This window comes from Pseudomonas sp. 22189 (genome assembly GCF_052045635.1).
Lineage (GTDB): Bacteria > Pseudomonadota > Gammaproteobacteria > Pseudomonadales > Pseudomonadaceae > Aquipseudomonas > Aquipseudomonas parakoreensis.
This window is the reverse complement of the sequence record NZ_JBQEPG010000003.1, coordinates 213,952-236,897: the sequence shown is the minus strand read 5'-3', so window position 1 is coordinate 236,897 and position 22,946 is coordinate 213,952. Positions and strand designations below refer to the sequence as shown.

General features: G+C 61.1%; 19 protein-coding genes and 1 pseudogene. 10 read left to right on the top strand and 10 right to left on the bottom strand.

Features of this window, described 5'->3' with window-relative positions; translation table 11 throughout:
- The first annotated feature begins 48 nt into the window (after positions 1 to 48).
- Positions 49 to 1,239: a DUF3142 domain-containing protein gene (locus ACTJKS_RS04380; protein WP_108184276.1), complete on the top strand. Its 1,191-nt coding sequence runs from the start codon at positions 49 to 51 to the stop codon at positions 1,237 to 1,239.
- A complete protein-coding gene (locus ACTJKS_RS04375) occupies positions 1,226 to 3,358 on the top strand; it encodes a hypothetical protein (protein WP_262949061.1) in 2,133 nt (710 codons plus the stop codon). The genes ACTJKS_RS04380 and ACTJKS_RS04375 overlap by 14 nt, the downstream gene beginning before the upstream one ends.
- Here ACTJKS_RS04375 and ACTJKS_RS04370 read toward each other — a convergent pair.
- Positions 3,355 to 3,984 carry a LysE family translocator gene (locus ACTJKS_RS04370; RefSeq protein ID WP_108184274.1) on the bottom strand — a complete coding sequence of 210 codons (630 nt, stop codon included), beginning with the start codon at positions 3,982 to 3,984 and terminating at the stop codon, positions 3,355 to 3,357. The two genes, ACTJKS_RS04375 and ACTJKS_RS04370, sit on opposite strands and share 4 nt — an antisense overlap.
- 144 nt (positions 3,985 to 4,128) lie before the next feature.
- Here ACTJKS_RS04370 and ACTJKS_RS04365 point away from each other — a divergent pair, with 144 nt between their 5' ends.
- Positions 4,129 to 4,602 carry an Lrp/AsnC family transcriptional regulator gene (locus ACTJKS_RS04365; protein ID WP_007960832.1) on the top strand — a complete coding sequence of 158 codons (474 nt, stop codon included), beginning with the start codon at positions 4,129 to 4,131 and terminating at the stop codon, positions 4,600 to 4,602.
- A 157-nt stretch (positions 4,603 to 4,759) separates the two neighbouring features.
- On the opposite strand, the pseudogene lpdA reads toward ACTJKS_RS04365, so the two are convergent.
- Positions 4,760 to 6,160: pseudogene (gene lpdA / locus ACTJKS_RS04360) on the bottom strand (dihydrolipoyl dehydrogenase).
- Between the two features lie 210 nt (positions 6,161 to 6,370).
- On the opposite strand from lpdA, the gene hflK (ACTJKS_RS04355) reads away from it, so the two are divergent.
- The 5 genes from hflK (ACTJKS_RS04355) (at position 6,371) to cfaB (ending at position 13,736) form a co-directional block, all read left to right on the top strand.
- Positions 6,371 to 8,332, top strand: coding sequence for a protease modulator HflK (gene hflK, locus ACTJKS_RS04355; RefSeq protein ID WP_108184272.1), 1,962 nt, complete (start codon positions 6,371 to 6,373; stop codon positions 8,330 to 8,332).
- Positions 8,329 to 9,375 carry a protease modulator HflC gene (gene hflC, locus ACTJKS_RS04350; RefSeq protein WP_108184271.1) on the top strand — a complete coding sequence of 349 codons (1,047 nt, stop codon included), beginning with the start codon at positions 8,329 to 8,331 and terminating at the stop codon, positions 9,373 to 9,375. The genes hflK (ACTJKS_RS04355) and hflC overlap by 4 nt, the downstream gene beginning before the upstream one ends.
- A complete protein-coding gene (gene hflK, locus ACTJKS_RS04345) occupies positions 9,372 to 10,433 on the top strand; it encodes a protease modulator HflK (RefSeq protein ID WP_108184270.1) in 1,062 nt (353 codons plus the stop codon). Before hflC ends, hflK (ACTJKS_RS04345) begins: the two co-directional genes overlap by 4 nt.
- Positions 10,430 to 12,337 carry a heavy metal translocating P-type ATPase gene (locus ACTJKS_RS04340; RefSeq protein WP_108184269.1) on the top strand — a complete coding sequence of 636 codons (1,908 nt, stop codon included), beginning with the start codon at positions 10,430 to 10,432 and terminating at the stop codon, positions 12,335 to 12,337. The genes hflK (ACTJKS_RS04345) and ACTJKS_RS04340 overlap by 4 nt, the downstream gene beginning before the upstream one ends.
- 211 nt (positions 12,338 to 12,548) lie before the next feature.
- Positions 12,549 to 13,736 (top strand): C17 cyclopropane fatty acid synthase CfaB, encoded by a 1,188-nt coding sequence (gene cfaB / locus ACTJKS_RS04335; RefSeq protein ID WP_047297352.1) that lies wholly within the window; start codon positions 12,549 to 12,551, stop codon positions 13,734 to 13,736.
- A gap of 42 nt (positions 13,737 to 13,778) precedes the next feature.
- On the opposite strand, the gene cls is transcribed toward cfaB, so the two are convergent.
- Positions 13,779 to 15,218, bottom strand: coding sequence for a cardiolipin synthase (gene cls, locus ACTJKS_RS04330; protein WP_108184268.1), 1,440 nt, complete (start codon positions 15,216 to 15,218; stop codon positions 13,779 to 13,781).
- Between the two features lie 132 nt (positions 15,219 to 15,350).
- On the opposite strand from cls, the gene ACTJKS_RS04325 reads away from it, so the two are divergent.
- Positions 15,351 to 15,869, top strand: a complete 519-nt coding sequence (locus ACTJKS_RS04325) for a DUF3617 domain-containing protein (protein WP_027610324.1) — start codon at positions 15,351 to 15,353, stop codon at positions 15,867 to 15,869.
- Positions 15,870 to 15,963: 94 nt separating this feature from the next.
- Here the strand turns inward: ACTJKS_RS04325 and ACTJKS_RS04320 are convergent, their stop codons facing one another.
- The 6 genes from ACTJKS_RS04320 to folE2 are packed head-to-tail and all read right to left on the bottom strand — an operon-like array spanning position 15,964 to position 21,158.
- Positions 15,964 to 17,283: a dihydroorotase gene (locus tag ACTJKS_RS04320; protein WP_108184267.1), complete on the bottom strand. Its 1,320-nt coding sequence runs from the start codon at positions 17,281 to 17,283 to the stop codon at positions 15,964 to 15,966.
- A 3-nt stretch (positions 17,284 to 17,286) separates the two neighbouring features.
- The gene (locus ACTJKS_RS04315; RefSeq protein ID WP_108184266.1) at positions 17,287 to 17,847 is read right to left on the bottom strand and encodes a gamma carbonic anhydrase family protein; all 561 of its coding nucleotides are present in this window, start codon (positions 17,845 to 17,847) and stop codon (positions 17,287 to 17,289) included.
- Positions 17,844 to 18,719 carry a metal ABC transporter substrate-binding protein gene (locus ACTJKS_RS04310; protein ID WP_108184265.1) on the bottom strand — a complete coding sequence of 292 codons (876 nt, stop codon included), beginning with the start codon at positions 18,717 to 18,719 and terminating at the stop codon, positions 17,844 to 17,846. Before ACTJKS_RS04310 ends, ACTJKS_RS04315 begins: the two co-directional genes overlap by 4 nt.
- Before the next feature lie 11 nt (positions 18,720 to 18,730).
- Positions 18,731 to 19,597, bottom strand: coding sequence for a metal ABC transporter permease (locus ACTJKS_RS04305; RefSeq protein ID WP_108184264.1), 867 nt, complete (start codon positions 19,595 to 19,597; stop codon positions 18,731 to 18,733).
- A complete protein-coding gene (locus ACTJKS_RS04300) occupies positions 19,597 to 20,265 on the bottom strand; it encodes a metal ABC transporter ATP-binding protein (RefSeq protein ID WP_142579864.1) in 669 nt (222 codons plus the stop codon). Before ACTJKS_RS04300 ends, ACTJKS_RS04305 begins: the two co-directional genes overlap by 1 nt.
- A complete protein-coding gene (gene folE2, locus ACTJKS_RS04295; protein ID WP_108184263.1) occupies positions 20,262 to 21,158 on the bottom strand; it encodes a GTP cyclohydrolase FolE2 in 897 nt (298 codons plus the stop codon). The genes ACTJKS_RS04300 and folE2 overlap by 4 nt, the downstream gene beginning before the upstream one ends.
- Before the next feature lie 84 nt (positions 21,159 to 21,242).
- Between folE2 and ACTJKS_RS04290 the strand changes: the two genes are divergently transcribed.
- Entirely contained in the window at positions 21,243 to 22,445 is a 1,203-nt protein-coding gene (locus ACTJKS_RS04290) for an N-acetylmuramoyl-L-alanine amidase (RefSeq protein WP_108184262.1), read from the top strand.
- On the opposite strand, the gene ACTJKS_RS04285 is transcribed toward ACTJKS_RS04290, so the two are convergent.
- The gene (locus tag ACTJKS_RS04285) at positions 22,442 to 22,819 is read right to left on the bottom strand and encodes a glutamine synthetase (protein ID WP_108184261.1); all 378 of its coding nucleotides are present in this window, start codon (positions 22,817 to 22,819) and stop codon (positions 22,442 to 22,444) included. The two genes, ACTJKS_RS04290 and ACTJKS_RS04285, sit on opposite strands and share 4 nt — an antisense overlap.
- Between the last annotated feature and the right edge of the window lie 127 nt (positions 22,820 to 22,946).

The window sequence follows — 22,946 nt, the reverse complement described above, 5'->3', positions numbered from 1 at the left end:
GGGATTTGTGTACCCTGCATTTTTGCATCGGCAGGGAATAAACATTTCATGCGGTTCGGCTTTTCGATTTTGATCGCGGCAACGCTGCTGCTCGCTGCTTGCGAGCGGCAGGATGCCCCCGCCCTCGATCAACAACTTTATATCTGGCAACGTCAATGGACGCCGGCCCATGACGCCGCCCTGCGCGAAAGCCGCGAGAGTTTCTCGACACTGCGCGTGCTGGCCTTGCAGGCATTCCCCAATGACGGCTGGCATCGGGCGCAAATTGATGCGCCGTTGCTCAAGCACGATGGCCGACCGCTGATTGCGGTGGTTCGTCTCGACGGTCAGCTCAAGGCGCTCGATCAGCAACAGGTGAGCGCACAGATCCTTCAGATGCTGGCTGACTGGCAAGCGCAGGGCCTGACGGTAAGCGGGGTCGAGATCGATCACGACGCCGGTAATGCGCGTTTGCTGGCGTACAGCGAATTTCTCGTGCATCTGCGTGGCGCATTGCCGGCCAACTTGCCGCTGAGCATCACTGCGTTGCCGGCGTGGCTCGACAGTTCGCAACTGCCGGCACTGCTGGCCAGCGTCGACAGCAGTGTGCTGCAGGTGCACGCGGTCAGCGATCCGCGTCGTGGTCTGTTCGACCCCGAGCAGGCGCGGCGCTGGGCCAAGGCCTGGGGGCGAGTGAGCGACAAACCGTTTTATCTGGCGCTGCCGGCCTACGGCGTGGCGCTGTTGCCGGATGCCGATGGCGTTCCGGTGGTGGAAAGTGAAGTGCCACTCGAGCGCGGCGGCCAGCGGCGCGAATTGCTCGCCGATCCGCAACAACTGAGCCGACTGGCCACTGACATGCGCGAGGATCGCCCGGAACATCTGGCCGGGTTGATCTGGTTTCGTCTGCCGCTGGCCAATGATCGCCGCGCCTGGAGCCTCAGTACGCTGCGCGCTGTGGCCCGTGGCGATACGTTGAGCAGCCGGCTCGGTCTGACGTTCAGCGACCACGATGGCCTGCAGGACATCGCCCTGCGCAATGTCGGTAACCTCGACAGTGCCTGGCCCACGCGCATCACCGTCAAGGCCAGCGCTTGCGAGGGCGCCGATGCGCTTGCCGGTTACGCGTTGCAACAGAGCGCGGATCTGCTTACCTTCACCCGCCTGCGCGACGGTCGTCTGCCGGCGGGTGGACAACGTGCCATCGGTTGGGCGCGCTGTGCATTTATTGATCAAGGAGGTTCGCATGTTGACCCGTAACTGGCCCCGCCATCTGCTCTGCCTGAGCCTCAGCCTGCCGCTGGGTTCGGCGCTGGCCTGCGGCCCGGACTTTCCGATGCGCCTGCTCGACAATCGTGGGCAAAGCCTGGCCGAGCTGCCGGAGGGCAACTTCAACTTCGAGATCAGCCGCCTCGGCAAAACCATTGCCGGACTGAAGAACGTTACCGCCGCGACGCAGAATCCCGACGACATGTACGGCGACGAGAACGAGCCTGCGGCGCTTCGCGAAAAAGCCGAACAGGTGGGTCTGAGCGCCGAGCAGCAAGCACTGGTCAAGCAACTGCGCGGCCTGACCGACGCGCGTCAGGTCGAGGCGCAGGGCGCCAGCCTGCCGGCGGAAATGCGCTTGTACGTGGCCGGCGCGGTGGCGTTTGCCACTGGCGATCATCCGCTGGCGATCGAATACTTCAACAAAGTGCTGGCGCTGCCGGCCGATCAGCGTCCGCTGCGCAGCACTTGGGCGGCATACTCCCTGGGCCGCGCCTGGTTTGCCATGAGTGCCGAGGCGGACGATGTCATTGAAGTGCTGGAGGACGCACGCGCAGCCTTCCGTCAGGCCCGACAATTGAGCATCGATGGCTTCAGCGATCCGCTGGAACTCGGTGTCGCCAGTCTCGGTGAGGAGGCGCGAGTGCTGCGCAACGCCGGTGACTGGAACGGCGCCATCGAACTGTATGAAGCGCAGAACCTGCACGGCTCGGCCGTGGGTTATACCTCGCTGAAACAACTGATGAATGAGCTGGCCGAACTGCCCGAGCCGCAACTGGCCAAGTTGCTGGAGCGCAAGGCTGTGCAGCAATTGGTTACCGCCTCGTTGATCAGCCGCATGGGCTGGTCGTTCGACGAACAACCGCCGAACGAGAAGAAGCTGATCAAGCTGCTGCAGGACAGCACCCGTGGCAGCCTGGAAAACGCCGATCGACTGGCGGCCATGAACTATCAACAAGGTGATTACGCCAGCGCCAAAGCCTTCCTTGAAAATGCCGGTGATGGCGGATTGGCGTGGTGGTTGCGGGCCAAGCTGGCGGTGCGTGACGGTGATAAAAATGCCGCGGCTGCCGCCTATTCCAAAGCTGCGCAGGCTTTCCCGCAGAGCGAGGATTGGGGCTACCGGCGCACCCCGGACTGGGACTTTGAAACCGTCCAGCCGAAATGCCGGGTCGAAGGCGAGAGCGCGATTCTCGCGCTGCAACGTGGCGAATACCTGCAAGCGTTCGTGCAGTTGTATCGCAGCAACAGCATCTACTGGTTCGACGCGGCGACGGTGGCCGAGCGCGTGCTGACGGTCGATGAGCTCAAGCGCTATGTCGATGACAACGTGCCGGCGCCGCCGGCGCTGACCCAGCAGCAGCGCGACAACTATGTGCCGCTGCCGGTCGCCGCCAGCCTGCGCAATCTGCTGGGCCGGCGCTTGCTGCGTGAAGGGCATTACGAGGAAGCGGTCGGCTATTTCGACAATCCCGACCTGCAGCACAAGGCCCGGCTCTACGGCGAACAACGGATGAAGGCCGACGCTGCGTGGTGGCCGACCAAACGCGCCAGCGCCTTGTACAACGCGGCGTGGACCGCGCGTGAATGGGGCATGGACATTCTCGGTTACGAGATGGCGCCGGATTACGCCACGTTTGGCGGCAATTACAGTCTGGAAAGCACCGAGCTGAAAGTCGGGCCGCTGGTGGCCGAGGCTGAAGTCCAGCGCCAGAAGGCCAGCCAGGCGCAACCGGACGAGCGTTATCACTACCGTTTTGTCGCTACCGCGCTGGCCAGCCGGGCTGCCGACAACTTGCCGCACACCAGTCAGGCGTTTGCTGCGGTGTTGTGCAATGCCGCCGGTTTCAACAGCAGCCTTGAAGAACAGAGCGCGTTGTATCGACGCTACGTCAACGAAGGCCCATACGTGCCTTGGGCGGTGGACTTCGGCAATCAGTGCCCGTACCCGGATTTCGAAAACGCCGACAAGCGTTACGTCACCCAGGTGACCGATGCCGTACGCAATACGTTGCGCCCGTATAAATGGCCGGTGGTCGGTGTCCTGGTGCTGTTCAGTGCGGGCGCCTTGGTGTTGCTCAGTCGTCGGCGCAAGGCACGCAAGCCCTAAGCCTGCTGGATAAACGTCAGGCGCACGGCAAAGCCGATCAACAGGCTGCCGAACAGCCATTGCTGAACGCGTTGGGCGGTTGGACTGTGTTGCAGCCAACGGCCCAGCGCCGCGCCGGTCAGGGCATAGGCGCTGTCGAACAGCAGCCCGACGCCCACCAGCAACACGCCGAGGGTGGCAAATTGGGTCAGTACCGCTGCGCCGTCATTGACGATGAATTGCGGCAACAGCACCGAGCAGAACAGCAACGCCTTGGGGTTGAGCAGATTGGTCAGCAGGCCACGGCGAATCGCCTCGCGCCATTGCCCTTGGGTGTGTGTCACGGCAGGCGTGTTCAGGTTCGGCAGCAAGCTGCTGCGCAAGCATTGAATGCCGATCCACAGCAGGTACGCCGCCCCGGCCAGACGCACCATATCAAACGTCCACGGTGCCGCCTTGAACAGCGCCGCCAGACCCAATGCCGCCAATGCCACGTGACAGCCTCGGGCGATCGCCAAGCCAACGGCGGTCGCCAGCGCCGTACCGCGACCCTGTCGGGCACCGGTTTGCAGCAACAGGATCATGTCCGGCCCCGGCAACAGGAAGACCACCGCCAATGCCAGAAAAAACAGCCAGATACTTGTCATGTCGCAGCCCTTTCGTTGTCGATTCGGTGAGCAAAGTTTATGGCGCAAGGGCGGGGCAGGTGCTTGCGAAGTCAGCTTCAAAAAGCCACAGGATTGGCATAACCTGCTTTCTTTTTGCCACTTGACCAGCAGGATCTGCCAACCATGAAACTCGACGCTTTTGACCGCAAGATTCTCGCGGCGCTGCAACGCAACGGCCGGCTAAGCAACGTCGAACTGGCGGATGAGATCGGCCTGTCGGCGTCACCGTGCCTGCGTCGGGTGCGGATGCTCGAGGAGGCCGGGGTGATTCGTGGCTATCAGGCCAACCTCGATCGCGATGAGGTGGGGTTGGGGCTGACGGTGTTTGTCGGGGTCAAGGTCGAGCGCCACAACGATGAGCAGGCCGAAGCCTTTTACGCGGCGGTCACGGCACTGCCGGAGGTGATTTCAGCGTTTCTGGTGTCCGGGGAATCGGACTTTCTGTTGCAAGTGGTAGTGCCGGACCTGCGCGCGTATGACCGCTTTCTCAGCGGCTGTCTGCTGAAGCTGCCGGGGGTGAGTGACATTCGCAGCAACTTTGCGATTCACACCGTGAAGACGCCGGGTGCGTTGCCGTTGGGGCATCTGCCGCTGTAGAGCGGGTTGCTCCCACATTCGACCGCAGTCCTCCAGCAGGAACACGGTCAACTGTGGGAGCTGGCTTGCCAGCGATAGCGGTGTGTCAGCGACCGCAACGGTTACAGGACTGACGCCATCGCTGGCAAGCCAGCTCCCACAGGGTTTAGGTGACCACCTACATCTGCGTTGCCATCCCCTCGACATTCATCGCCGCCTGACGCAGCGCCTCGGAGCGGGTCGGGTGCGGATGGCAGGTCAGCGCGATGTCTTCGGCCGAGGCGCTGAACTCCATGGCCACGCAATATTCACCAATCATTTCGCTGACACTCGGGCCGACCAGGTGCACACCGAGGATTTCGTCTGTGCGTTCGTCGGCGAGGACTTTGGCAAAGCCTTCGGTTTCGTGATTGATCTTCGCCCGACTGTTGGCGGTGAACGGGAATTTGCCGACTTTGTAGGCACGTCCTTCGGCCTTCAGTTGCTCTTCGGTCTTGCCGACGCTGGCCAGTTCCGGCCGGGTGTAGATGACGTTGGGAATCAATTCGTAATTGACCTCGCCGGCCTTGCCAACGATTTGTTCGACACAGGCCATCGCTTCGTCTTCAGCTTTGTGCGCGAGCATCGGCCCGGACGTTACGTCGCCGATTACCCAGACGCCATTGGCTTCGGTGCGGTGCTGGCGGTTGGCGAGCATGCCACGCTTGTCGGTGCTCAGCCCGACGTTCTCCAGGCCCAGGCCTTTGGTGTACGGGCGCCGGCCGATCGCGACCAGTACGTAGTCGGCTTCCAGTAACTCGGCGCTGCCGCCCGCTGCAGGTTCGACGCTGAGCTGCACCCCGTTGGCCGAGGTCGTGGCGCGGGTGACTTTCGAGCTCAATTTGAAGCTGATGCCTTGCTTGCTCAGCGAACGCTGCAGGGTCTTGCCGGCCTCGGCATCGACGCCCGGACAGATGCGGTCGAGGTATTCGACCACGGTCACCTGGGCGCCGAGACGCCGCCAGACCGAGCCCAGCTCCAGGCCGATCACTCCTGCACCGATGACCACCAGATGCTTGGGTACTTCACTCAGCGACAGCGCGCCGGTGGAGTCGAGGATGCGCTGATTGTCGATCTCGACGCCGGGCAGGGGCGTGGGTTCGGAGCCGGTGGCGATGATGATGTCCTTGGCGCTCAGCTCGGTCTTGTTGCCCTGATCGTCGGTCACCGTGACTTTGCCCGGTCCATTGATGTGGCCCCAGCCTTTGATCCAGTCGACCTTGTTCTTGCGAAACAGAAACTCGATGCCTTTGGTCAGGCCGCTCACGCTGTCGTCTTTCTGTTTCATCATTTGCGCGAGGTTGAGCGTGGGTTTGACCTCGATGCCGAGGTTGGCGAACTCCGCACCCATGGCCGCGTCGTACAGCTCCTAAGCATGCAGCAAGGCCTTGGACGGCATGCAACCGACGTTCAGGCACGTGCCGCCGAGGGTGGCGCGGCCTTCCACACACGCGGCTTTCAGGCCCAACTGGCCGGCGCGGATCGCCGCGTTATAACCACCGGGGCCGCCGCCCAGAATGACCACGTCGTAGTGACTCATGCTCTTGCTCCTCGTTGGGGATGCGGATCGCTAAAAGTAGTAGGCGATTAAAATTACGAACGTAATATGTGCGTTTCCGGACATTTCGGTCAAGGCTTCAGGCAAGCGACAGGTTGCGCATCTTTAGATAAGCGAATTTGTGTACGAATATTTCACGCTTTTCGTTATATCGTAACGATTGGACCGGTGAATCAATGGCTTTGGGGTGATATGCAAGTCGATCTGGATGTCGATGGCACGCAAGTGACCGGGTTGCCGCGCTTTCAGCAAGCGGCTGCGCAGGGGCGACGATTGCGCCGTCTGGCCTTTGGCCTCGGTGGATTGGCCGGGGCAGGGTGGGTGCTGGCGTTGTTTGTCGAGCTGTTTGCCGCGCAATCGATATGGCCGGCCTTGCTGGTGAATCTGGGCGCGGCGTTGCTGGTGCTGGTCGCCGGACTGCAGTCGGCGTGGTGGGTGACGCAATGGCGCGCACGGGTCATGCACCCAGTGGCGCAGCAACCGCTGAACGAGGTCGAGCAAACCGCTCCTGACGGCTGGTACGAACGGGTGCTGGAGCGATTGAGTCAGCGCGGTCTGCACCTGCTCGGTCAGATTGGCGTGGCCACGTTGTGGCTGGGCGGCTGGTCAGTGCTGGTGATTATCGGCATCGAACAAGTCTGGAACCTTGCGTTGCCGCCAGCTGCGGTTGGGCTGTCGGCTACGGTGGGCGCCGTGCTGATGTTGCTGTTGGGTTTCGGCCTGTTGGTGCTGGAGCGGCAACTGGCTCAGGAAAACCCCGCGCAATGGCCGGAAGCCGGGTCCCTTGCGCAACTTGCGCGGGTGGCGATCATCAGTCTGGTACTGGGGGCGTTGTGCCTGCTGTTCGCCAGCGAGGCTTCGGTGTGGCCCGTGCGCCTTGCGGTATTGATCGGGATCTTGCCGGGATTGATCGCGATCGAGTTGCTATTGCGCGCAGTTTTGTCGGTATTCAGCCCTCGACGCGAGCAGCTGGAACCGACTCTGCTGGCGCGCAGTTTTGTTGCCGATATGCTGCGTTGGCCACCACAGCCATTACTCGCTTTGCAGCACGAACTGCACAACCGGTTCGGCATCGATTTGCGTCAGATCTGGGCGTTCAGCTACATGCGCCGCGCTTTTCTGCCGGTGCTGGCGCTGGTCGCCGCCTTCGGATGGCTGCTGACCGGGATCCACGAAATCCCGCTGCAAGGGCGCGGTATCTACGAGCGCTTCGGCAAACCGGTACAAGTCTTTGGCCCTGGCTTGCACGCCGGTTTGCCGTGGCCACTGGGCCGTGTATTGAGCGTCGAGAACGGTGTGGTGCACGAATTGGCAACCAGCGTCGGCGATGCGCCTGCGCCGACACAGGCTGACCCCGCCGAAGGCCCGGCGCCGATGAGCGCCAACCGCTTGTGGGATGCCAGCCACGTTAACGACAAATCCCAAGTGATCGCCAGCAGCCGTGGCGATCAGCAGAGCTTTCAGATCGTCAACATGGACGTGCGCTTCGTTTATCGCATTGGTCTGAGTGATCAGGATACTTTGGCCGCGACTTACAACAATGCCGATGTGCCGACGCTGATTCGCAGCACCGCGAGCCGGATTCTGGTGCACGACTTTGCCTCGCGTACCCTCGACGGTCTGCTCGGTGCTGACCGGGTTGGGCTGGGCGAAGAAATCGGTCGCGCGGTGCAAGGCGATCTGCAGAAGCTCAACAGCGGCGTGGAAATTCTCGCCACCGTGGTCGAAGCGATTCACCCGCCAGCCGGCGCCGCCAATGCTTATCACGGTGTGCAAGCGGCACAGATCGGCGCGCAGGCGTTGATCTCCCGTGAGCGCGGCGCTGCGGCTGAAGCCAGTAACCAGGCGTTGTTGCAGGCCAGCCTTGCCCGTGATCAGGCCAGTGCCAGCGCTCGCGAAATCAACGCCACGGCGCAGGCGGCAGACCTGAAGTTCAGCGCTGAACAGAAAGCTTATGCCAGCGCTGGTCAGGCATTCGTGCTGGAGCAATACCTCAGCCAACTTAGCCACGGTCTGAGCAAAGCCAAACTGTTGGTACTCGACCACCGATTAGGCGGCAGCAGCAATGCGCCGACCATCGACCTGCGTACGTTCACGCTGCCGGCTGATCCGACGCCTGCGCGCACCACCGCTCAACCAGGAGTTGCCCCTTGAGCCAGTCGCACACTCACGATTCCCATGATCACAGCGGCCACGATCACGGCCACGCCGGGCATCACCATCATCATGGGCATCATCACCATCACCACGGTGCGCCGGAGGACGCGGGACCGTTCCCTTGGCGGCGGATGGGCTGGGCGCTGTTGCTGGTGGCGTTTGCCATTGCGGCGGCGAGCCTGGTGCAAGTGCGCTCGGGTGAAGCCACGGTCATCACCCGTTTCGGCAATCCTTCACGGGTGCTGCTTGAACCCGGTTTGAGCTGGCGCTGGCCGGCGCCGTTCGAAGCGGCGATCCCGGTGGATCTGCGCCTGCGCACCACCTCCAGCGGTTTGCAGGATGTCGGCACTCGCGACGGTTTGCGCATCATCGTCCAGGCCTACGTGGCGTGGCAGGTGCAGGGCGATCCGGATAACGTGCAGCGTTTCATGCGCGCGGTGCAGAACCAGCCGGACGAAGCGGCGCGGCAGATTCGTACCTTTGTCGGCTCGGCGCTGGAAACCACCGCCAGCAGTTTCGACCTGGCGGATCTGGTGAATACTGATGCCGGCAAAGTGCGTATTGCCGATTTCGAGGCGCAACTGCGTCAGCAGATCGACCAGCAGTTGCTGGCCACTTACGGTGTGCGCGTGGTGCAGGTGGGCATCGAACGCCTGACCTTGCCTTCGGTCACGCTCACCGCCACGGTCGATCGGATGCGCGCGGAGCGTGAAACAATTGCCACCGAACGCACCGCCATCGGTAAGCGGGAAGCTGCACAAATTCGTTCTGCTGCCGAGCGCGATGCACGAATTGTTCAGGCTGACGCGACAGTTAAAGCCGCAGAAATCGAAGCGCAATCCCGAGTCGAAGCGGCGCAAATTTATGGCCGTGCCTACGCTGGGTCGCCGCAGTTGTACAACCTGCTGCGTTCGCTGGACACCCTGGGCACTATCGTCACGCCGGACACCAAGCTAATCCTGCGCACCGACGCCGCGCCATTCCGCGTGCTGGTGGACGGCCCGCCGAATGTCGAAAACAAATCCGGATCGCAGCCATGAGTGATGAAGTTCCACGTGGAACACATTCGCTGAGCAGTCCGTGGATTCAGGCCGGACGTTTGGCGTTTTTTGCCTTGTACGCGGTCACGGTGTTGGCCGCGTTGGCGTGGGCGTTTTCCAATGTGCGGCAGATCGATCCGCAGAATCGCGCCGTGGTTCTGCACTTTGGCGCACTGGAACGCATCCAGAATGCCGGGCTGTTACTGGCTTGGCCACAGCCGTTCGAGCAGGTGGTTTTACTACCGGCAGCGGATCGGGTGATCGAGCGTCGAGTGGAAAACCTGCTGCGCAGCAGTGAGGCGATCAAGGCTGATCGTGTAGCGACTTTCGCCACACCGCTAAGCGATGCATTGGCCGGTTCCGGTTACTTGCTGACGGGGGACGCCGGCGTGGTGCAACTGGATGTGCGGGTGTTTTACAAAGTGACCGACCCTTACGACTTCGTCCTGCAGGGTGGTCATGTGCTGCCGGCACTGGATCGGCTGGTCACCCGTAGCGCTGTGGCTTTGACCGCTGCCCGGGATCTGGACACGATTCTGGTCGCCCGTCCGGAGTTGATCGGTACTGATAACCAGGCCGCCGAAAGACGTGAGCGTCTGCGCGGTGATCTGGTGCAAGGCATCAACAAGCGCTTGGCTGAGTTGAAGGCGAGCGGGCAGGGCATCGGCATTGAAGTGGCGCGGGTCGACGTGCAGTCGAGTCTGCCGGACCCTGCGGTCAGCGCTTTCAATGCGGTTCTGACCGCCAGCCAGCAAGCCGACAAAGCCGTTGCCAACGCACGCACCGAAGCAGAAAAACTTACCCAGACCGCCAACGAACAAGCCGACCGCATCCTGCAAGTGGCCCACGCGCAGGCCGGCGAACGGTTGGCAAAAGCCGCTGCCGATACCGCCACGGTGCTGAGCCTGGCCAAGGCGCAACAACAGGGTACCGACCCGCAGATGCTCCTGCGGCTGTACCGTGAACGCATGCCGAAGATTCTTGGCCAGGCCGGTTCAGTGACCACGGTCGATCCGAAAGACGATTCCCGCCTGATCATTCAGGGAGCCAGCAAATGACTGCGACCACTGCCGCACCGAGCCTGTTGTCCTCGGCCGAACAGCGCCGCGCCGCACGGCAATTGACCTTGGCGATGCTCGCCCTTGGCTTGCTCGGCCTCGGTCTGCTCTGGCGCTGGCTGTTACCGGAGCAAACCGGTGTCAGTCAGTTGCTGCTGGGTTTCGCTTCTCTATTGGTGGCGGTGCCGGTGATGCGCTCGGCGTGGTACAGCCTGCGCTATCCAAGCCTGCACGGCATCACCGATCAATTGATCGCCCTGGCGATGCTCGGTGCGTGGGCGACCGGCGATCTGCTGACCGCCGCGTTGCTGCCGATCATCATGATCTTCGGCCACGTGCTGGAAGAGCGCAGCGTGATCGGCTCGCAGGAAGCGATTCACGCCCTCGGCCAGTTGACCCGCAGTCACGCGCGCAAGATTCAGTCCGATGGCTCGATCATCGAAGTCGATAACGGCACGCTGAAACCCGGCGACACGGTTGAGGTGCGGGCCGGAGATCGGGTGCCAGCGGATGGTCGAGTGTTGTTCGGCCAGGCCAGCCTTGACACGGCGTCGATTACCGGTGAGTCGGTTCCGGTGGAAACGGCGGTGGGCATGACGGTGTTTGGTGGCGCGATCAACCTCGACGGCTTGCTGCGCATCGAGGTGACCCGTACCGGCGATCAATCGACGCTGGGCAAAGTCATTGCGCTGATGCAGAACGCCGAGCGCTCGAAGCCGCCCATAATGCGCCTGCTTGAGCGCTATGCCGGTAGCTACATGGTGCTGGTGTTGCTGCTGGCGGCGGTGACCTGGTTTGTCACCCATGACGCGCAGGCGATGCTCGCGGTGCTGGTGGCGGCATGTCCCTGCGCTTTGGTGCTGTCGGCACCGGCCACGGCGATTGCCGGCGTGGCAGTGGCGGCGCGCCACGGCATTCTGATTCGCAGTTCGGCGTTCCTTGAGGAGTTGGCAGATCTCACTTCACTGGTGGTCGACAAAACCGGCACGCTGACTTACGGCACCTTGCGTTTGCAATCGATCAGCAGCCCACGACTGGATCAGGCCTCGGTAATGGCACTGGCCGCCAGCCTCGGGGCGGCCAGCAGCCACCCGGTCAGCCGCGCGTTGGCTGGGCTGGTCAGTCAGGAACAGAGCCTGCCGCTGACTGATATTCATGAGCGTCAGGGTCTCGGTGTAGTCGCCACGACTGCCCAAGGCGAGGCGGCGTTGGGCCGGCCCGAGTTGTTCGCGCAACTGGATATCGTCACCACCACCGTTCCCGAGCACGATGGGCCGATTGCCGGATTGGCACTGAACAGCGAATTTGTCGCCTGGCTGTTGCTGGCCGACAGCGTCAAACCGGAAGCCCGCTTTGCCCTCAGCGAATTGCGCGAGCTCGGTCTGGGTCGCCAGTTGCTGTTGACCGGCGACCGCCTGAGTGTCGCGCAGACCCTGGCCCGCGAGGTCGGCCTGCAAGAGCTGGAAGCGCAGGCGCTGCCCGAGGACAAACTCAACCGCGTACTGAAGGAAATCGACAACGGATTTCGGCCGATGGTGGTGGGCGACGGCATCAATGATTCGCTGGCGCTGAAGGCTGGTGTGGTCGGTGTCGCAATGGGCGCGGGCGGCGCTGACATCGCACTGGCCTCGGCGGATATCGTCTTGATCGGCAGTGATCTGCGCCGCCTCGGAACCTGTGTGCGGCTCAGCCGCCAATGCCGACGAACCTTGCAGGTTAACGTGATCATCGGTCTGGGCTGGACCTTGGCGATTGTCATCTTTGCTGCATTTGGCTGGCTCGGCGCGGCCGGGGCGATGATCGCCGCGCTGCTGCACAACCTCAGCACGTTGCTGGTGTTGGGCAATGCCGGACGGCTGCTGCGGTTTCAGGAGCCATTGCTCAAGCTCAAGGACGGTCATTGAAATGATTTGCAGCGAACTGTGCGCCGAATAGGCAGTCATCTATATAGAAGGCGCACACGTCATTGCCGGTTTCCGTGTCGAAAGCACGGGTTGCATTCCGGCCTGCTGGCGCGTCTGAAACGATAGTCTCGGCTAATTAAATCGATAGCCTGCTATTTTTCAAGGATGGTCTACCCTCAGATCTGACGTCTGAAACAAGGGGGGATTTTCCATGCTCGCGCAACTTCCACCGGCCTTACAGAATCTGCAGCTTCCGCTTCGCCTGCGACTCTGGGACGGCCATGAGTTCAACCTGGGGCCGACGCCCAGCGTCACCATCGTGGTCAAGGACCCGACGATGGTCACCCAGTTCACCCATCCAAGCCTCGACGCGCTGGGGGCGGCGTTTGTTGAAGGCAAGCTCGAACTGGAGGGCTCGATCAGCGAGGTCATCCGGGTCTGCGACGAATTGAGCAGCGCCTTGCTCGATGAAGATGAAGGCGCTCAGCCAGTGCGTGCAGTGCACGACAAGGAAACCGACGCCAAAGCCATTTCCTATCACTATGACCTGTCCAACGCGTTCTATCAGCTGTGGCTGGACAGCGACATGGCGTATTCCTGCGCGTATTTCGAAACGGGCAGCGAAACCCTGGAGCAGGCGCAGCAAGCCAAATTCCGCCATCTGTGCCGCAAGCTGCGTTTGCAGCCGGGCGATTACCTGCTGGATGTCGGTTGCGGCTGGGGTGGTCTGGCGCGTTACGCCGCACGTGAATTCGGCGCCAAAGTGTTCGGCATCACCCTGAGCAAGGAACAGCTGGAACTGGCCCGCGAGCGGGTCAAGGCCGAGGGCCTGGAAGATCAGGTTGAGCTGCAATTGCTCGACTACCGCGATCTGCCGCAGGACGGGCGTTTCGACAAGGTAGTCAGCGTCGGCATGTTCGAACACGTCGGTCACGCCAACCTCGCTGAATACTGCAAAGTCCTGTTCGGTGCAGTGAAGGAGGGCGGTCTGGTGATGAATCACGGCATCACCGCCAAACACACCGATGGTCGTCCGGTAGGACGCGGCGCTGGCGACTTCATCGAGAAATACGTGTTCCCCAACGGCGAGTTGCCACACCTGGCGATGATCTCGGCCGAGATCAGCGAAGCCGGGCTGGAGATCGTCGATGTCGAAAGCCTGCGTCTGCATTACGCGCGCACGCTGGATCACTGGAGCGAGCGGCTGGAGGATAACCTCGAAGCGGCCGGGAAACTGGTACCGGATCAGGCGTTGCGTATCTGGCGGCTGTATCTGGCTGGATGTGCCTACGCGTTCGCGCGTGGTTGGATCAACCTGCACCAGATTCTGGCAGTGAAGGCTCATCCGGACGGCAGTCATGAACTGCCCTGGACCCGTGACGACATCTACAATCCTTGATGCCTGAACCCTGCCCTCTCCCTTGGAGAGGGTGATGGGCTTCTAGAGAATCGGTGAAATAAGCCGGGCGATTCGCATGCCGAGCTGTTGCAGGCGGTGGATCTCCCGGCTTTCTTCTTTGGCAACCTCATAAGCCTGCTCGAAATCATCGTTGAGCATACGTTCCATGTGGGCGGCGAATTCGCTGTCGACGGTCAGTAGCATCACTTCGAAATTCAGCCGGAACGAACGGTTGTCCAGATTGGCGCTGCCGACGGCGCTGATTTCGCTGTCGATCAACACCACTTTCTGATGCAGGAACCCCGGTTCGTAGCGGAACACCCGCACGCCGGCGCGCACCGCTTCGAATGCATACAGGCTGGACGCGGCGTAGACGATGCGGTGATCGGGGCGCGATGGCAGCAGCAGGCGCACGTCGACGCCGCGCAGCACCGCCAGACGCAACGCGGCGAACACGGCTTCATCGGGAATGAAGTACGGGCTGGTGATCCACACCCGCTCGGTTGCGGCGTGGATCGCTTCGACGAAGAACAGCGAACAGGTTTCGTAGGCGTCGGCCGGGCCGCTGGCCAGCAACTGACAGAGCACGCCGTCGTCCGGGTAAACGTCCGGCAGGATCAGCGGCGGCAATGTGCGCGCGGCCCAGAACCAATCCTCGGCAAATGACTCCTGCATGCAGGCCACCACCGGCCCGCGCACTTGCACATGGGTATCGCGCCATGGCGCCAACGGCGGCTTCTCGCCCATGTATTCATCGCCAACGTTGTGCCCGCCAACAAAGCCGAGCACACCATCGACCACGACGATTTTGCGGTGGTTGCGGAAATTCACCTGGAAGCGATTGAGCCAGCCGCTACGTGTGGCGAAGGCTTTGACCTCGACACCGCCATCGCGCAACGCCTGTACATAACTGTGGGGCAGGGCGTGGCTGCCGATGCGGTCGTAGAGCAGATGAATCGCCACGCCTTCGGCAGCTTTCTTCAGCAACAGATCGCGCAGGCGCTGCCCGAGGCGGTCGTCATGGATGATGAAAAACTGGATCAGTACGGCTTCGCGCGCTTGATCGATGGCCTGGAAAATCGCCTCGAAGGTCGCGTGGCCATTCACCAGCAGTTGCACTTCGTTATTCGCCAGGCATGGCATCCGCCCCAGTTTGGGCATGGCCCGTAGCGAGGCATAGGCATTTGAGGCGCGGGCGGTAAGGGCTTCTTCGACCCACGGACGCCAGTTCAACTCGGAGATCGCCTGGCGCATCTGTTCGTTGGCCTGGCGCCGTGCCTTGATATAGCCGTCGAAGGTACTGCGGCCGAAGACCAGATAAGGGATGAGTGTCAGGTAGGGAATGAAAATCAGCGACAATGCCCAGGCGATCGAGCCTTGGGCGGTGCGAACGGTCAGCACCGCGTGGATCGCGGCGATCAAGCCGAGGCTATGTATCAGGGCGATCAGATAGCCGAAAATGTGCGGTCCAAAATAATCCATGGGGCAGCCTTGCTCCTGAAGACTCAATGCGTAACAGACCATGTTCCGAGGCGAATGTCGCTATTTAATTGGTGCATGAACCGAAGCAATCGGCCGACGTCTAACGGCCACTACTGATCAGGAGTTTTTTCGATGAACGTTCGTCTGCTGGGTTTGGCGCTGGGCCTGGGTTTGGCAATGCCGGTGGTTGCGCAGGCGCAAATGCTGCAGCCGGGGTTGTGGGAAATGACCTCAAGCAACGTCAAGGTCGATGACCAGCCCATGGATGTGCAATCGATCCTCGGCCAGTTGCAAGGCCAGATGACCCCGCAACAACGCGCGGCGCTGGAGAAGAACGGGATCAACATCGGTGGTAAGGGCATTCGTGCCTGTCTGACGCCGCAGCAAGTGGCGACCAACGATATTCCGCTGGCCGATCCGCAGTCGGGCTGCAAACAGCAGATTACCGAGCGCACCGGCAACCAGTGGAAATTCCGCTTCAGCTGCCCGAAAGCGCAAGGCACGGGTGTCGCGACGTTCCTCAGTGATCGTGAGTTCACCACCGTGGCCAACGGCACGTTCAATGCGATCGGGATCAACCAGAAGGGCAGTCTGGAAACCCGTGCGGTGTGGTTGGGTCAGGATTGCGGCACCGTGAAGCCAAGAGCTTAAAAGCTTCGCGAGCAAGCTCGCTCCCACAGGGCCAGCGCGACTCCTTGTGGGAGCGAGCCTGCTCGCGAAGACGTTCTGTCAGACACCTGATCATTTAACGCATAAACCGCAGCGGCAGCCCCTGACAGCTTTCGTTGATGCGCTGCTCCCGCCATGCAATCTGCCCCGACACCAACGTGGTATTCACCCGATAGCGGAAAGTCTTGTCAGCAAACGGCGTCCATCCGCACTGCGACAGAATCGGTTGCCGCGACACCTCCATGGCCGCGGGCTCAACCAGCACCAGATCCGCCCAATACCCCTCGCGCAAATAACCCCGATCCGGAATCGCAAACAGATCCGCCACGCGATGGCTGGTCTTCGCCACCAACGTGGTGATCGGCAGCACGCCATCGGCCACCAGCTCGAGTAGTGCCGGCAGGGCGTGTTGCACCAGCGGTAACCCGGACGGTGCTTCGGTGTAAGGACGCTGTTTTTCCGCCCAGGTATGCGGTGCATGATCGCTGCCGATCACATCCAGCCGGTTGCTCAGCAGCGCCGCGCGCAAGGCGTCTCGGTCGGCCTGGGTCTTGATCGCCGGGTTGCATTTGATCAGGTTGCCGAGTGCTGGATAGTCGCGGTCATCGAACAGCAGGTGGTGCAGGCAGACTTCAGCGCTGATGTGCTTTTGAGTGAGAGGTTTGTCTTCGAACAGCTCCAGCTCGCGAGCGGTAGTCAGGTGCAAAACGTGCAGGCGGGTGCCGTGACGTCTGGCCAGTTCCACCGCCAGCGAAGAGGATCGGTAGCAAGCCTCGGCATCGCGAATCAGTGCATGGATATTCGCCGGCAGGCGTTCGCGCAGACGTGCTGCATTGGCCTCGATGCTTGGTGTGTGTTCGCAATGCGCCAGCAGAATCGTCGGCACTTCGGCGAATAAACGTTCGAGAATCTTAGGATCATCCACCAGCATATTGCCAGTGGAGGCGCCCATGAACACTTTGACCCCGGCCACTTCGCAGGGGTTGAGCGCGGCCACGGTGTCGAGGTTGTCCTGACTGACACCGAAGTGAAATCCGTAGTTGGCCACGGAGTTGATCGCCGCCCGGCGTTTTTTATCCGCCAGCGCTTCGAGATTGAGGGTGGCCGGTTGGGTGTTGGGCATGTCCATGAAACTGGTGATGCCACCCGCCACCGCTGCGCGCGACTCGGAGTGAATACTGCCCTTGGCCGGCGCTCCCGGTTCGCGAAAATGCACCTGATCATCAATCATCCCCGGCAACAGCCATTGGCCATTGGCGTCGATCTCCACACGGGCATTTTCACCGTCGATGCGGCCTGCGATCTTGACGATGCGACCATGGCTGACCAACAGATCGCCGTCGAACTCGCGCCCTTCATTGACCAGTCTGGCGTTGCGAATCAACACGCTGCTCATGGTTCAGAACTCGTTCTGCAAGGCTTTGTAACCGCGCACCAGATCGACATTGGTGCGCGCCACGTCTTCGGAAAACTCCGAGGCGCTGACACTCACCGGCGGGAACTGCGAGAGGTCGGTGCTGGGGCCGATGCGGGTGGTGGAGGGCACGTAGAACGCGTCCGGCAAATCGCGGCCATCGACCACCGAGTTGTGCCGCACCACACAGCCGTCACCGACCACGCAATTGAACAGCACGCTGTTGAATCCGATGAACACCCGGTCGCCGACTACGCACGGGCCATGCACGATCGAGCGGTGAGCGATCGAGGTGAATTCGCCGATGGTCACGGCAGCACCAGATTTCGAATGGATCACCACGCCGTCCTGGATGTTCGAATTGGCGCCGATGGTGATCGGCTCCATCGTGCCCGAAGCGTCTACTTCGTCGGCGCGGATCACCGCGTAGGGGCCGACGAACACATTCTCGCCAATGACCACCTTGCCGCAGATGATCGCGGTTTTGTCGACGTAGGCCGACTCGGCAATTTGCGGCAAATCGCCTGAGGGATTTTTGCGGATCATGGTTGGCTCAGCGCGTCGTAAAGGGTGTTGAGGTTGTATTCGAACAGTCCGGTAAAGGTGCTGGCCGGGCCTCTGGCGGCGAGGGCATCGGAGTACAACGTGCCGCCGATATGCGCGCCGCTTTCATCAGCGATCTGCTTGAGCAGGCGCGCGTCCTTGATGTTTTCCATGAACACCGCTTTGACCTTGGCCTGACGGATCTGCGTGATCAGTGCAGCGACTTCGGCGGCCGATGGTTCGCGCTCGGTGGAAAGACCTTGCGGCGCCATGAAGTCGATGCCGTAGGCCTGCCCGAGATAACCGAAGGCGTCGTGGCTGGTGACGATCTTGCGATTGCCTGGTGGCAGCGAGCCGAGCTTGGTCTTGGCTTCGGCGAGCAGGGCGTAGATCTGTTTCAGGTAGGTCTGGCTGTTGCGTTGATAATCGGCCTTGTTCGCCGGATCGGCGGCGATCAGCGCCTTGGTGATGTTGGCGATGTACAGCTCGGTGTTGGCCAGATTGTGCCAAGCGTGCGGGTCGGGAATGGTTTCACCGTCTTCATCGAGCGAGCGCGGAATCACACCGTGGCTGGCACTGATGAGCGGGGCTTGGGTGCCGGTGCTGGTCACCAGTCGATCGAGCCATGGTTCGAAACCGAGGCCGTTCTTGATGATCAGCTTGGCTTTGAGCAGCGCTTTGGCGTCGTCCGGTGTTGGCTCATAGGTATGCGCATCGGCGTCCGGGCCGACCATGTTGGTGATCTGGATATGCTCGCCGCCGACCTGATGCACCATGTCGGCGAGGATGCTGAAGCTGGTGACCACCGGCAATTTTTCCGCCGCCGATAACGACATCGACAGCAGCAAGCTGAACAACACGAGTAGAACGCGCATCGGGAAACACCTCATTGGGATGTGAGCAAAGGCGGGCGGCGCAGCAGCCCGTGAACCGGTCCGAACACCACGGACAGCAGATAACCGATACCGGCCACCAGCACGATCGCCGGACCGCTGGGCAGCGAGTAGTAGAACGAGATCAACAATCCGCACCACACCGAGAGGCAGCCGATAAGCGCCGAGATGGCAATCAGGCTCGGCAGGCGACGACTCCAGAACCGTGAGGCAGCGGCAGGCAGCATCATCAGACCGACCACCATCAACGCGCCGATGGCCTGGAAACCGATCACCAGATTGAGCACCACCAGGGTCAGGAACACGCCGTGGGCGAGAGGGCCGAGGCGGCTGACGGTTTGCAGGAATAGAGGATCGAGGGTGTCGAGCAGCAGCGGTTTGTAGATGACGGCCATGGCGATCAGGCTGAGGGCCGAGACCCATAACATGCCGTTGAGGGTCGGGCCGTCGACCGCGAGCGCCGAGCCGAACAGCAAGTGCAGCAAGTCGAGGCGTTTGCCAGCGATGCCGAGAATCAGCACGCCGCTGGCGAGTGAGATCGGGTAGATCGCGGCGAGGCTGGCATCTTCGCGCAAACCGGTGCGACGGGTAATCCACGCAGCCAGCCCGGCCATGCTCAGGCCCGCACCCAGACCGCCGAACGTTAGCGCGGGCAGACTCAGACCGGCGAACCAGAAGCCCAATGCGGCGCCGGGAAGAATGCCGTGAGCGACGGCGTCGCCGATCAGGCTCATGCGCCGCAGGATCAGAAAAACGCCGAGCGGTGCTGTGCTGCAGGCCAAGACCAATCCGCCGAGCAGCGCTCGGCGCATGAACAGGAATTCGCTGAACGGTTGCCAAAGGTGGGCGACGGTGAGCATCAAGCCACCTGCGTGCCGGGTGTTTGCTGGATCAGTTCGACGCTGGCGCCAAACACGCATTCGTGGTTTTTGATCAGCAGTGTCTGCGGGATGTGTTGGCGGACGGCGGCCAGGTCGTGGCAGACCACCAACAAGGTTCGACCTTCGGCGTGCCAGGCCTGGATGTGTTGCCAAAGCAATTGCTGACCCAGTTCGTCGAGCGCAGCGTGGGGTTCGTCAAGCAGGAGTAGCGGCGCGTCAGCCAGACTCAAACGGGCGAGCAATGCGCGTTGTAGTTCGCCACCGGAGAGCGCCATCAGCGGGCGTTTCTCGAGTCCGCTCAAGTGCCAATTGTCGAGTGCGTGAGTGAGGCGCTGTGCGCGCAATTGCGTCGACAATCGACGGCCCCAGAACCCGGCAGCCACCAGTTCTTCTAGACTGATGGGAAACTGTCGGTCGAGGTGTTGCTGTTGCGGCAGGAATGACAATCCTCCTTGGCGGGGGACGCCTAGCGCGACTTTTCCGCTCAAGGGTTTCTGCAACCCGGCGATGACTTTCAGCAGGCTGCTTTTACCGCAGCCGTTGGCGCCGACGATAGCGCTCAGACTGCCGCTTTCCAGCGTGACCGTCAGTGGTGAAGTCAGCGGTTGCCCGGGGGCGCCCCAGCTCAAGGAATGGCAGCGGATCATGCGTGTTCTCGATGCCAGTGGCTTTCGGCGACGGCGTCGTGGGCGTGCAGACTTTCAGCGTGGATCACTCGCAGGTGGAACCCGCTGACACCAGGGCAGCGACGCAGGGCCAGATGGAGTCGTCGCGCGGCGTCCTCGCAGAACATCAGGTTCTGCCCGTTGGCCAGCGCGAAGGCTTGTTCGTCGGCGCGTTTCACGGCGGTTTGCACGGCGGTGCCCAGTGCGGCTTCAGCGTCGTTGATGATCACGCTCAGGGGCAACTCATCGATAAACTCCTCCAGATGCATGTGCAATTGCGCGGTGCTGCGTTGGCTGTGCGGAGTGGCAACGATGCCGTGGCTTGAGCCAAGCCAAGCCAGAACTTCAGCGTGCTGCAGTGGCTTATTGGCAAAATCATCGATGAACTGCTGCTGGATCAGTTGCCTTGCTAATGCGGCTGAGCACGGGCAGGTCGAGGAGTAGGGCACATCGATCTTGAGTTCCACGTGGAACACTTTGTTTTTGAGGCTGGCAGAAATGCTCACTGGATAGCTTTTCCACCCCGCCAGTGGGCTGACCAACGCGGGTCGTTTCAGCAGCACTTCGCTGTGGATATTCAGGTAAGCATTGCTGGATAAGCCCTCGTGGCTCGCCAGAAAATCGTCCAGTACCTGATGCAAAACCCGTGGAGAAAGGTTCTGCTGCTCAAGCCTTGCCAAGGCCAGATACAAACGCGACATGTGAATGCCACGCGCCTCACCATCGTCAAGACTGACGCCTGCATCTGCCTTCGCGCTCAGACGTTGGCCATCCAATAATACCGGCAAGGCAATGCCGCGCATTCCCACCCACTCAAGCGGTAATGCTTGTCGAGAGGCTTGAGTGGCGATATCCGGAAGTGTCAGCGAATTCATGTTCGGAACCATCGTGTTGACTGAATTGGATGTTACATTATAACAATTCAAATCACGATGCTTTTTTCATGAACGGGTTTTCATATGCACAGACGCCACTTGCTCAGTTTGTTTTTGACCAGCGCAGCCTTGGCTCTGCCCTTCAGTGTCTCAGCAACCCAAGTGCGAAATGCGCGGCTCTGGCGTTCGCGTGAAAAGCTGCGACTGGTCTTCGATTTGAGCGGCCCGGTGCGCTACAAAACGTTCACGTTGAGTGCTCCAGAGCGTTTGATCATTGACCTGTCCGGGGCGAGTCTGAGTGGTGATTTCAGTCAATTGCCGTTAGCAGATACGGCCATTCGCTCGATCCGCGCCGGGCATGTTGGTCTAGGCGATACCCGGATCGTTCTCGATCTGAACACTCCCGTTCTATTGAACAGCTTTGTTTTGGCACCGCAGGATGGTCAAGGCCACCGTTTGGTGCTCGATCTGGTGAACGCCGATAAAGTCCTGAGCACCGCAGTAGTTCCACGTGAAACATCCACGAATAACCATCACCTTAAACGCGACATCATTGTCGTGGTTGATCCCGGACACGGTGGTAAAGACCCTGGTGCCGTCGGCGCCAAGGGTGAGCGGGAAAAGGACGTGGTGCTGTCCATCGCACAATTGCTCGCCAAACGTCTTAAAAAGGAGAAGGGCTTCGACGTGAAGTTGGTTCGCAATGACGATTTTTTCGTGCCCCTTCGCAAGCGTGTAGACATTGCCCGTCAGCACAAGGCCGACATGTTTATCTCCGTGCACGCCGATGCAGCGCCGCGTCTGACGGCGTCGGGAGCTTCGGTGTATTGCCTGTCAGAAGGGGGTGCGACGTCAGCGACTGCACGCTTCATGGCACAGCGCGAGAACGGCGCGGATCTGCTCGGCGCGACCAGTCTGCTTAATCTCAAGGACAAGGATCCGATGCTCGCCGGCGTGATCCTCGACATGTCGATGAACGCCACCATCGCCGCCAGTCTGCAACTCGGCAGCAGCATATTGGGCAGTCTGCAAGGCATCACCACATTGCATCAAAAGCGCGTGGAACAGGCGGGGTTTGCGGTGCTGAAGTCGCCGGATGTGCCGTCGATCCTGGTAGAAACCGGCTTTATTTCCAATGCGCGTGACAGCCAGCGCCTGGTGACAACTCGACATCAACAGGCTATCGCTAACGGGTTGTTTGAAGGATTGCAGCGCTATTTCCAGCAGAACCCGCCAATCGATAGTTACATCGCCTGGCAGCAGACGCAGAAAAAGGTGCAGGTTTAGCAGCCGGTGATCCGGCTGCAGGTGAACTTCGCGCTGCTGCCGCCTGAGCTGGAGAAGCGATTGATCGTCGTCCAGCCAACGCGACGGGTGTAGCCGACCCAGGCTTCGCCGTCAGAGGCGATGCCGGTGAAGAACGTCAGTTGGCCGAACCGACTGTTGGTCTGCGCCCAGTAGCGTTTGCCGTCCTTTTCAAAGCCGCGCAGGTAAATCGTGCTGCCCACCGTATTCACGCTGTAGGCGTTGCCTTGCGCATCGACACATGCCAGCAGGTTAGCGCTGTGTGTGCACTTGGCGAGCATCGGCGCTTGTCCCCATACGTTGGCACCCGACAGCAATGCCAGACTCATTAGCGAGCATTTCAGGACATTTTTCATCACGGTTCCCGACGGGCATATGGCATGCAGCTTCATGCTCTTTATCGGTTTGGGCAAGAGCAGGTCTGGCTAATTCATATTGTTATACTATAACATCAATTTTATTGAGCCTGAGTCCGCCGATTTA

Excerpts from the sequence above, each read along its gene's own strand:
- ACTJKS_RS04380 (WP_108184276.1), top strand. The coding sequence starts at position 49 with ATGCGGTTCGGCTTTTCGATTTTGATCGCGGCAACGCTGCTGCTCGCT.
- ACTJKS_RS04375 (WP_262949061.1), top strand. The coding sequence starts at position 1,226 with ATGTTGACCCGTAACTGGCCCCGCCATCTGCTCTGCCTGAGCCTCAGC.
- ACTJKS_RS04370 (WP_108184274.1), bottom strand. The coding sequence starts at position 3,984 with ATGACAAGTATCTGGCTGTTTTTTCTGGCATTGGCGGTGGTCTTCCTG.
- ACTJKS_RS04365 (WP_007960832.1), top strand. The coding sequence starts at position 4,129 with ATGAAACTCGACGCTTTTGACCGCAAGATTCTCGCGGCGCTGCAACGC.
- hflK (WP_108184272.1), top strand. The coding sequence starts at position 6,371 with ATGCAAGTCGATCTGGATGTCGATGGCACGCAAGTGACCGGGTTGCCG.
- hflK (WP_108184270.1), top strand. The coding sequence starts at position 9,372 with ATGAGTGATGAAGTTCCACGTGGAACACATTCGCTGAGCAGTCCGTGG.
- ACTJKS_RS04340 (WP_108184269.1), top strand. The coding sequence starts at position 10,430 with ATGACTGCGACCACTGCCGCACCGAGCCTGTTGTCCTCGGCCGAACAG.
- cfaB (WP_047297352.1), top strand. The coding sequence starts at position 12,549 with ATGCTCGCGCAACTTCCACCGGCCTTACAGAATCTGCAGCTTCCGCTT.
- cls (WP_108184268.1), bottom strand. The coding sequence starts at position 15,218 with ATGGATTATTTTGGACCGCACATTTTCGGCTATCTGATCGCCCTGATA.
- ACTJKS_RS04325 (WP_027610324.1), top strand. The coding sequence starts at position 15,351 with ATGAACGTTCGTCTGCTGGGTTTGGCGCTGGGCCTGGGTTTGGCAATG.
- ACTJKS_RS04320 (WP_108184267.1), bottom strand. The coding sequence starts at position 17,283 with ATGAGCAGCGTGTTGATTCGCAACGCCAGACTGGTCAATGAAGGGCGC.
- ACTJKS_RS04315 (WP_108184266.1), bottom strand. The coding sequence starts at position 17,847 with ATGATCCGCAAAAATCCCTCAGGCGATTTGCCGCAAATTGCCGAGTCG.
- ACTJKS_RS04310 (WP_108184265.1), bottom strand. The coding sequence starts at position 18,719 with ATGCGCGTTCTACTCGTGTTGTTCAGCTTGCTGCTGTCGATGTCGTTA.
- ACTJKS_RS04305 (WP_108184264.1), bottom strand. The coding sequence starts at position 19,597 with ATGCTCACCGTCGCCCACCTTTGGCAACCGTTCAGCGAATTCCTGTTC.
- ACTJKS_RS04300 (WP_142579864.1), bottom strand. The coding sequence starts at position 20,265 with ATGATCCGCTGCCATTCCTTGAGCTGGGGCGCCCCCGGGCAACCGCTG.
- folE2 (WP_108184263.1), bottom strand. The coding sequence starts at position 21,158 with ATGAATTCGCTGACACTTCCGGATATCGCCACTCAAGCCTCTCGACAA.
- ACTJKS_RS04290 (WP_108184262.1), top strand. The coding sequence starts at position 21,243 with ATGCACAGACGCCACTTGCTCAGTTTGTTTTTGACCAGCGCAGCCTTG.
- ACTJKS_RS04285 (WP_108184261.1), bottom strand. The coding sequence starts at position 22,819 with ATGAAAAATGTCCTGAAATGCTCGCTAATGAGTCTGGCATTGCTGTCG.